The organism is Algoriphagus antarcticus (genome assembly GCF_002150685.1).
In the GTDB taxonomy this organism is placed as follows: domain Bacteria; phylum Bacteroidota; class Bacteroidia; order Cytophagales; family Cyclobacteriaceae; genus Algoriphagus; species Algoriphagus antarcticus.
In genome coordinates, this window is record NZ_MSSW01000116.1 from 1 (window position 1) to 7,889 (window position 7,889).

Sequence of the window (7,889 nt, forward strand, 5' to 3'; positions counted from 1 at the left end):
TTCTACTGGCAAGATTCTGTATAATCACAAAATTTAAAATGGTGAATGAGAAGAGTTGTTGGTTGTTGGTACGCCAGTGTTAAATCTCAATAATTAAATATAAACCTTGTGCCCTCTGTGAAAAACTCCGCCTACTCTGTGGCTAAAAAAAAGAACCACTAAACCTGATAAAAGTCACTCCTTGCCCTGAGGCCTGGCAGGCATAAGGGAAACAATCATGCCTAGTTTTGCTTTTTCAAAACAAGTTACTCTCTCCCTATAGATATGCCTTATCAAACCGCAGCACATAGCTTCCATATTCCTGTCATGGGACTGGGATATACCGTAGACACTCCGATCAAAGTAGCAAAATATGGAATCTCCAGCGTGGTCTCCATCATGGATGATCACCTCTTAGAAGACATGCGAAAAATCTACTCGAAAAAATTTGTCCGTGAATTCATTCCTATTGTTGATACAGAAGAAGATTATCGAGCGAAAAGAATCACAGCTTATCTCGATTTGACTCAATCTCTAGTAGAGGAGCAATTCAGCAAGTTGATCAATGAGGATTGGGCGACGAATACAGAATTCCGAAAATATCTGGATCTTTTGCCAGAAAACACCATGCTGTTGGACCTGCTTGCAAAGCTGGAAATTGCTTCAGAATCGGAGAAATTCCAACTCAAGGAGGAATTCAAATCCAAACTGAGCATGGGTTCCGTCGATGTGAACATCATGACGAAAGTGGACAAGATCAACCATGACAAATCAGGTAAAGAATTACCAAGAGAATATTCAGACGCTTTGTCTGCGCTGAGAGGATTTGCGAAGAGCAAAGCTAACGGATCAGTCGTTTTCTCAGCAGGAATGAACCCTGCGTTGTACAGCTATGCCGAGCAATTTTCAGAATTTTACCCAAATCAATTTGGTGAGCTTTCGAAAGGAATCATTCTAAAAGTAAGTGATTATAGATCTGCCTTGATCCAAGGAAAATTCTTGGCTAAGAAAGGACTTTGGATTTCAGAATTCAGAATCGAGTCTGGTCTGAACTGCGGAGGTCATGCCTTTGCTACGGATGGATTTTTGATTGGGCCGATTTTGGAAGAGTTCAAAAACAATAGAAATGAGCTTTTTCAAACACTTTATGAAACCTGCCAAAACGCACTTGAAAACAAAGAACTAAATAGCCTTTTTAAAAGCCCATCATTCAAGATAACTTACCAAGGAGGAATAGGAACTGCAAGCGAAGATAGCTTCTTGCGAGAGTACTATGAGCTCGATGGAACAGGCTGGGGAAGTCCGTTTCTACTCGTGCCGGAAGCCACGTCTGTAGATGATGTTACCTTGGATCGCTTGTTCAAAGCAAAGAAATCTGACTTCTTCCTTAGCCATGCATCCCCACTTGGAGTTCCTTTCCATAACCTCAGAACATCTTCAGGAGAAGAACAGCGGCAGAACCGAATCGAGAAAAATCGTTCTGGAAGTCCTTGTTACAAAAAGTTTCTTATGAATAACACTGAATTCACAGACAAGCCGATTTGCACCGCTTCCCGACAATATCAAAACCTCAAAGCCAAGCAATTTGAAGCGGGAGAAATTGAATCTGAAGAAATGGATAAAGTGAAAGCAAAGGACTGTCTTTGTGAAGGTTTGAGCGCACCGGCGATTTTGGCTGCAAGCGAAACTCCAAGACGGAATCTCAACGCAGTCACTATTTGCCCTGGGCCGAACCTAGCTTATTTCAAAGGTACGTTTACACTTAAGGAAATGGCTGATCATATTTATGGCAAGCTATCGCTAAACGTGGACCTAGAGAGACCGCATGTTTTTGTGAAGGAATTGCAGTTGTATGTAACTTATTTGAAAAAGGAATTTGACACCAAAATCACAGAGAAAGTAGCCAAGAAGGAAGCGTATTTGGAGAAATTCAGAAACAATCTTATCGAAGGTGTAAGTTATTATCAAGAATTGATAAGCTCAGTTCAAGTGGATTCAGACGATATTTTACGGAAAATGAAAGGAGAGTTCCAAAACATTAAAAGTGAAATAGAGTCATTTAGCTTATCGCTAAAAACGGAGGTGGTATAAGAAAAAGAATATCCGTAGTTCGAAAAAGGATACAATTAGAGCCAGAGAAAAAGACTAAAGTTCTGATACCTGCTAGTCAAATAGAGATAAATAGAAGATGTTCAAACCATTTTTCACATAATTTCCCCCCTCCAAAAAAAACTACACGTAGTTAAGTTCATTGTTTATCAAGACTTTGTATCTTATAAAAAACTTGACAGAAAATGGAAAACAACTTTTTAACACAAACCCAAGTAGCTTTTCACAATTTAAATGGCTTAGTAAATGGTATAGCCATGGATGGCATGATTACCATAAGCGAATACCAGGCACTGAAAGCTTGGTGCCAGACTCATCAAGGCCTTTGCTCCGAGGAACCTTTTCATTCATTTTTCGAAGAAATATCTGCCAAAGTAAAAACCGGGACTATCGGCTCCGAAGAGATTTTGGAACTCAAAGAAATTCTTGAAAAACATGCCCTGAAATTTGAAGAGAAAGACAAAACTAAAGCAGACTTGCACTTTCTCCAAGGAATCTGCTATGGCATCATGGCTGATGGAGATATTAATAAATATGAACTTGAAATGCTTAAAAAATGGATGGATGAAAATGAGCATTTGTGCGCAACTTATCCATTTAATGAAATCTACGAAGTGGTGGAGAAAGTGATTGAAGCGGGAAAAATTGATCAAGAAGAATACAAATATCTGGTGAAGTATTTCAAAGAGTTTATGAAGATTGAATAGCGGTTTTCTGAAGGTCTATTTACCACAGTGGGCATGGAGGTTTACGCAGAGGGCACTATTGTGATTTCTTGTTTTTTAAGCAAAAATGGCTGAATACCGAAAACTTCTCAGCCAAGTCTTAAGGGTTGGGTAAATCAAATAGGCTCACCTTTAACCAAAAGTCTGAAGCCTGACTCACATCAAGTAAGGAGCGAAATAGAACCTTCACCCCCACTTGAGAAATGCTAATTCATGATTTTTTTGCTTTAAACCTTTGTTTATTTCCCATAAAAAAGCCTCTGAAATCGGATGATTCAAAGGCTTCCATTTTTATCACGGTGAAGTCCGGCATTCGGAGAAGCAGGAAAATGATTTTCAAGTTTCTCAGATGCTTCTTATTTGTAATCTCGAATTTTCTAGTCTATCTCAAAACTTATACATCGCCGTCAACCCAAAAGTCGTTGGATTGCCTAGGTGGGATGGGCCGAAATTATAAGCATAATCGATGTAGGTTTCATCAAAGATATTTTTTGCCCAAAGAGTAAACTCCAAAGTATCGGAAATCACACCAAACTTAGCATTGGCGATTTGATATGCATCTTGGCTGATCGTATTTTCCAAATTAATAAACTGCTCTCCGAAGTATAGCCACTCACCTCTAACTATCCAGTTCAAATCCTTGGAATTAAAAAACTGTGGTGTCCACTGTGCAGCCACCATTGAGGTCACTTCAGGGGTGAAAATCTGTCTATTACCTGAGTAATCTACTTCTCCGGATTCGCCCGGAAGCATCAAGTTGTCAAACGTCGCATGGGTATATCCAAAGCTCCAATCAATGCTCAAATTGTTCGTTGGGATAGTATTAATCTCCCACTCTACCCCTGTGCTAGTCAGATCGCCCGCGTTTTGGGTCACTATAATCGCGTCCGGCAAGATCAACCCCGGGATTTGAACATCTGAAATCGTTGTAATAAAAGCTGCTGCATTAACTCTCATTTTTCTGTTGAAAAAGTAGTTTTTGCTGCCGATTTCAAAGTTGTTCGAGAACTCCGGATCATAAGTAAATAAGGGCGGGTTACTCGGGTCTGAACCTATCTGAGTCAGGCCTCCGGGTCGGAAACCACGACTATAGCTCCCGTATAGTTCATTGGTATTTGCCAACTGGTAAGCCAATGCAACTTTGGGAGAAATTGCATTGTAATTCACATTTCCAGTGGTATCCGGCTGAGTTACCATCGGATCACCCTGCCCAAAGTCGAGCTCCTGTCCTACGGTCAACTCCTTTTTCTCATAGTCTGATCTCAAGCCAGCAGTCAGTTTCAATTTCTCAGTCAAACTGTAAGTAGCCTGCCCGAAAAAGGCGAATCCGTATCCTGAAGCGATGTTCGTATTAAGAGTAGTAAAATTAGAAATCGGAGAGCCTACCAAAGCAGCATCGTCTCCAAAATAAACCCCTTGTCTAGTCGGAGCATCCGAGGTAAAGCCAAAGAACCCAACCTGCCAATTCAGTTTCTGACCAGTATTTGCAGAAGCCAATCTAAATTCCTGAGTCCAAACGGAAACGGTATTCCAGTCTTTCCCATAATCATTCATAATAGATACTCCGTCAATTGGCGAAAAATCCCCATCAATGGGAGTTTTGTAGTAGCGGTAGTTATTCTGGTAGGACGTCTGTGAGGAAAAATTGAATCGTGGCCCTGAGTTTTTGATTACGAGAGAAACATTTTGGCTATCATCGACCATCTGTGTAGTCGCATTTTGATTGACTACAAATGGATTCTCCAAAGCTGAATCAGGATCTGGAGCTAGAGAAAACGGCCCATTATTTCGTCCTGTGTTACTTTTAAAGTTTACTATAGCTTCCCAGTTTTTTGCAAAAAGGTAATTCAGATTTCCTGCGATCAGAAAGTTCTTTTGGGTATCAAAATCACTGTTATCAAACAGATTTGTGTAGTATCCGTCCAATTTGTCCGATAATACAGAGACGCCCATGTATAGCTTTTGTGGAAGCACAATAGTCTTTACCCCCGCAGCAATTCTAGAAAATCCATAATTTCCGATATCGGTTCGGACAAAGCCAGAAAGCTCATCAGACTTAGGTTTAGTGATGATATTCATTACCCCTCCCATAGCATTTCTACCATAAAGCGTTCCTTGTGGACCTCGAAGAACTTCGATTCTCTCCACATCATTTAGCAGGAAAAAGTAGGTGTCTAATCCAAATTGATTCACTCCATCCACATAAGTGGCTACCGCTGGCTCATAGGAAGTCGTGGTAATTCCGCGGATGGAAATCACATTTCGGTTGTCGCCAGGATTAGAAGAGTACAAATTGGGAATGTAGCCACGAAGATCCTTCGTCTGCCAAAGGTTCATTTCCTCCACCTTTCGATCATCTATTGCTGATAAGCTGAAAGGTACTTTTTGAAGATTCTCAGTTTCTTTTTGAGCAGTCACCATCACTTCACCCAGCTGGGTTTCAGGAATGGTATCGGTGGTTTGGCCAAAAGAAATCTGGGAAGCTAAGCTGGTTCCCGCGACAAAAGATAGCTTCGCTAGAGTTTGGATATTGAAGATCGACATGAAAGTAATGGTACAGTTTCAGCTACAAATTTAAGGCATTGAACCGTAACATCGCCTTAGCGAAAGAGTAATACCACCTATTACATAATTGATGCTATTTCTAATCTGCTAATTCGAAGTTTCAAACTTGGATTGGCTATTGGCATAGTCGATTGTCGATCTCGCTACGCCAAAACTAGCAGGAAGCGAAATATAGTCGAGCTGATTGCAGGCAATATTGATCAATGCTTGATGATGTATGCAATGCTCCAAATTGTAGCAAAGCTCACGATTGTAGCTAGTCCGTATTGTTTCAAAATCTGATCCTGCTGCCATTTTTAAGAGAAGCTCTTTATCAGGAAGTCTGATATTTGATTGGATTTCTTTGATTTTCACCAAAGCCAGATTAACGTCAGTTTCTAACCTCTTGTCTCGCTTTCTATGATCATAGCAAACTAGCCCTGACTCATATTGAGATACTAGGCAGTCATAGAGTTCTAATATATGGCGAACATGCTGCCCGATACTTGAGGTCTTCAAAACTGGAGAGAAATCAGAAAAATCATTGGGTTTCAATTGAGCCAAAAAATCAACCAATTGATCCAAAACTTCAGCATTCAGACGTGCTATCATATAATCAATTACTTTTTGGTCTTAAATAAGATGTGTCAAAATATAGAATAATGTTTACAATTATTACTTTTTCAGATAAGTCCTAAGGCTTCTCAAAGTATCTCTTTCTTTGAATTCACTCCTTTGTCCAACCAAATTGTGCTTTGCCATCATCCCCATAGTTTGAAAATATGAACTGATAGTTCTTAATCCTTCTTGATAGTTTTTCTCCGGAGAATACATATGAATAGGCTCGGCATTGGCTCCGTTCACTTCCAATATGACGATTCTTTCTGGATCAGATAGGTCTTTCAACTCATCCACTTTCACATCCAATCTACCGTAATTTATTCCTTTCACAGATTCAAAAATCTGCTCAAAAGCAGCTGTCATTTCAAAACTGATGTATTTACTGTAATCCAGGAATACTGCTCCTTTACAGTGATTTCCCATCGGACTAAGCTTTACTATTTCATTCGGATAAGGAATTGAATCCGGGTTTGCCAATTGAAAGAGATTCTGGTAGCGACTTGCTCTGGGATGCTTTTGGATCAAATAAGAAATACTCGATATCCCATCTCCAATCACCTGAAGTGAAATTTTTCGAGTCAGAGAAGGAATAGAAAATTCGCCAGTCACTGGATTCTTGAAAAAGAACACACCATATTCCTGAGACGTCTCGATAAACTCTTGAATCAAATGTTCCTCCTTTGGTTGATCATGCAGATAAATTTCCAGTTCCATCTGGCTCCGAATCAGCTTCACTCCTTTTCCCCTCTCTCCCATATCAGGCTTTATGATAAAAGGAAATTGTATGTTTTGATCATTGATCTTTTGACAAATTAGAACAATGTCTTCCTCAGGATGAATCAGACAAGTCAAAGGCAGATTAGCCTGCGGAAAATGATTTTGAGCCGTTAGTTTGGAGTAATTATATAAACCACCATTCTCCAAAGCTGGGTTGGCGGCGGCAAAGAAATTTGCTTTTCGGAGTCGAATAGCCCAAGAAATACCAAGTAAAAACATGGGTAAGTGAAACCACCAAGAAGGTCCAAACTCAAAGGAATTGGACATCCGCGTTGGATCTGGCAACTTTTCCCAATCAGTTGTTGAGAGCTTAGATTCTTCCAGAATTTCTTCCATTACCATGTTTATTCTTTATTATGAGTATTCGCCTATCTGCACAAAGGTATTTGAGAATAATACTTGAAGTTCAAATTTGTTAATTCCCGCCGCGGCGGAGGGCAAGGGGGATTTTTACTGGATGAAAGCAAACCATAATTCTAGTAAATGCAGTCTTTCCTATAATCACATTCCCTACTTATCCTTTTTGACCGTCGGCCAGTTTTTGTCCGCTTTTTTGATCATTTCAGCTTCATCGGCCATCCAATCCGCTTGCACTTTCTTATTGTAATTCAAATACAATTTATCATCCACTACCTTCCATGCATCTGGAGAAATGGGGGCTTTGTATCCAGCAGCCAAGCCAAAAGCGCAGTATCCACCATATTGAGGCATGTATTTAGAAGGATTGGATTTGAAAAGGTCAAGGTTTTTCTGGGAAGAAAAATACCAATTCGCTCCATCATGGCTAAACTTCAATTCGTCCTTACCCATTATAGGTTTGGAATGAGTGAAATAAGCTACAGGATCATAGCCTTTTATCGCTTTATCATCTTGGGAAAATACTTCTGGCTTTTGAGCATAAGCCATGCATATCATTAGAATCAGCAAAAAACTGAGGACCGCCTTTTTACAATAATTGTTCATAATAAGTATGTTTAGAGTTTCGCTAAACTTCTAGTCAGCACCTTCCATATAACTCAAAGCACTTTCAATAAACTGGATTTAAATGTCGCAATCATTACAAATTGGAGAAAAAACATCTCAAAATTCTACTACCCTGCAAAAATAAAGTAAGCTAGCCCTATTTAAAGGTCG

The 7,889-nt window shown here is 39.8% G+C and carries 6 protein-coding genes; 2 read left to right on the forward strand and 4 right to left on the reverse strand.

All coding sequences use genetic code 11. The features are described 5' to 3' along the window. Positions 1 to 264 precede the first annotated feature (264 nt). Together BVH04_RS24635 and BVH04_RS24640 are read left to right on the forward strand one after the other, a co-directional pair. Positions 265 to 2,070 (forward strand): hypothetical protein, encoded by a 1,806-nt coding sequence (locus BVH04_RS24635; RefSeq protein WP_086544118.1) that lies wholly within the window; start codon positions 265 to 267, stop codon positions 2,068 to 2,070. Positions 2,071 to 2,273: 203 nt separating this feature from the next. Beyond that, the gene (locus tag BVH04_RS24640; protein ID WP_086544119.1) at positions 2,274 to 2,795 is read left to right on the forward strand and encodes a hypothetical protein; all 522 of its coding nucleotides are present in this window, start codon (positions 2,274 to 2,276) and stop codon (positions 2,793 to 2,795) included. A 405-nt stretch (positions 2,796 to 3,200) separates the two neighbouring features. Here BVH04_RS24640 and BVH04_RS24645 read toward each other — a convergent pair whose 3' ends face one another. The 4 genes from BVH04_RS24645 to BVH04_RS24660 all read right to left on the reverse strand — a co-directional run bounded on the left by BVH04_RS24645 (position 3,201) and on the right by BVH04_RS24660 (position 7,718). Beyond that, a complete protein-coding gene (locus BVH04_RS24645) occupies positions 3,201 to 5,357 on the reverse strand; it encodes a TonB-dependent receptor (RefSeq protein WP_086544120.1) in 2,157 nt (718 codons plus the stop codon). Between the two features lie 108 nt (positions 5,358 to 5,465). Next, positions 5,466 to 5,969, reverse strand: coding sequence for a hypothetical protein (locus tag BVH04_RS24650; RefSeq protein ID WP_086544121.1), 504 nt, complete (start codon positions 5,967 to 5,969; stop codon positions 5,466 to 5,468). A 63-nt stretch (positions 5,970 to 6,032) separates the two neighbouring features. Next, on the reverse strand, positions 6,033 to 7,091 hold the full coding sequence (locus tag BVH04_RS24655) for an ATP-grasp domain-containing protein (RefSeq protein WP_169714517.1): 1,059 nt from the start codon (positions 7,089 to 7,091) through the stop codon (positions 6,033 to 6,035). Positions 7,092 to 7,265: 174 nt separating this feature from the next. Further along, positions 7,266 to 7,718: a YHS domain-containing (seleno)protein gene (locus tag BVH04_RS24660; RefSeq protein ID WP_086544123.1), complete on the reverse strand. Its 453-nt coding sequence runs from the start codon at positions 7,716 to 7,718 to the stop codon at positions 7,266 to 7,268. Positions 7,719 to 7,889: the final 171 nt, after the last annotated feature.

Excerpts from the sequence above, each read along its gene's own strand:
- BVH04_RS24635 (WP_086544118.1), top strand. The coding sequence starts at position 265 with ATGCCTTATCAAACCGCAGCACATAGCTTCCATATTCCTGTCATGGGA.
- BVH04_RS24640 (WP_086544119.1), top strand. The coding sequence starts at position 2,274 with ATGGAAAACAACTTTTTAACACAAACCCAAGTAGCTTTTCACAATTTA.
- BVH04_RS24645 (WP_086544120.1), bottom strand. The coding sequence starts at position 5,357 with ATGTCGATCTTCAATATCCAAACTCTAGCGAAGCTATCTTTTGTCGCG.
- BVH04_RS24650 (WP_086544121.1), bottom strand. The coding sequence starts at position 5,969 with ATGATAGCACGTCTGAATGCTGAAGTTTTGGATCAATTGGTTGATTTT.
- BVH04_RS24655 (WP_169714517.1), bottom strand. The coding sequence starts at position 7,091 with ATGGAAGAAATTCTGGAAGAATCTAAGCTCTCAACAACTGATTGGGAA.
- BVH04_RS24660 (WP_086544123.1), bottom strand. The coding sequence starts at position 7,718 with ATGAACAATTATTGTAAAAAGGCGGTCCTCAGTTTTTTGCTGATTCTA.